Origin of the sequence: Butyricicoccus sp., from assembly GCF_050872565.1 — a bacterium.
Lineage (GTDB): Bacteria > Bacillota > Clostridia > Oscillospirales > Butyricicoccaceae > Butyricicoccus_A.
In genome coordinates, this window is the sequence record NZ_JBNMHC010000530.1 from 1 (window position 1) to 1,043 (window position 1,043).

Below are 1,043 nucleotides of genomic sequence, written 5' to 3' on the forward strand. Positions count from 1 at the left end.
ATACGCTCGTTTTGGCAAGGTCTCTTCGGAGCCGCCAAGCAAAGCGCCTTCATGACTCTTTTTGATGCTGCTCCAACGGCTGTGTCCGCTGTTGACTTCTGCAGTTGTTTTTTGCAGCAGCTGAGATAAATCTACAGGGCCAAATAAGTCACAGCACGCCTGAATATCAGAGGAGTATGCGCTCCATTCCTCGGATTCTCCCAAATCGTTATTCATGGCGGCCATCGAGGCGAGATACCCGCCTGCTGATCGGCCAATCATACCGATGCGATTGGGATCAATGTGATATTGCTCTGCATGGGCGCGAAGGAATCGCACGGCTGTCTTGACATCAATGAGCTGCGCGGGATAATGCGCTTGTGCGCTGCTGCGATAGTACATAGATACCAGCGCAAAGCCGCGTTCTGCGAGAAACTGCATTTCTGCAATGCTTTGATTTTTGTCTGTGCCGCGCCATGCACCGCCGGGTACCCAGATGATGGCGGGAAGCGGCTCGGCCGGAGCGTCTGTGGTCAGTCCGGAAGCCAGACGCATTTCCTGATTACCATAGTGCAGCAGGATAGATGATTTCAGCTCTAATATCGAACCATCCGGCTGCTTGGCATGAGAATATACAATGTTATCCAGCAGCGTAAGCGTGCTGCGCTGGATACGCGGATGAATGACGGTTTTCATATAATATAAACTTCCTTCTTTTTTGTTCGTTATCTATGATAATATGATGCTGCGCGCTTGTCAAAGAAAAGATTTTCTTGAAAAATACAGCAATTATCGGTAAAATGAAACAAGAAGCTGGAGTAAAGGAAGGGGCGTAACATGGAAATCCTAGATGTATATGATATACACCGCGTGCCGACGGGACGTACCTTTGTGCGCGGTACCAAACCGGAAAATGGATATTATCTGGTGGCACAGGTGATTGTTTTTAATACCAAGGGTCAGATGCTCATTCAGCAGCGACAGGCAAATAAGGTTGGCTGGCCGAACCGATGGGATGTATCCGCAGGCGGCAGTGTGCAGGCGGGAGAGACAAGCCAGCAGGC

At 49.9% G+C, this 1,043-nt stretch carries 2 protein-coding genes; one reads left to right on the forward strand and one right to left on the reverse strand.

Annotated features, from left to right (window positions below):
* On the reverse strand, positions 1-675 hold a 675-nt coding region (locus ACR0P9_RS13125; RefSeq protein WP_432620856.1), incomplete at its 3' end, for an alpha/beta hydrolase fold domain-containing protein.
* A 141-nt stretch (positions 676-816) separates the two neighbouring features.
* Here ACR0P9_RS13125 and ACR0P9_RS13130 point away from each other — a divergent pair.
* Positions 817-1,043: NUDIX domain-containing protein (locus tag ACR0P9_RS13130; protein WP_432620858.1), on the forward strand; the 227-nt coding region annotated here is incomplete at its 3' end.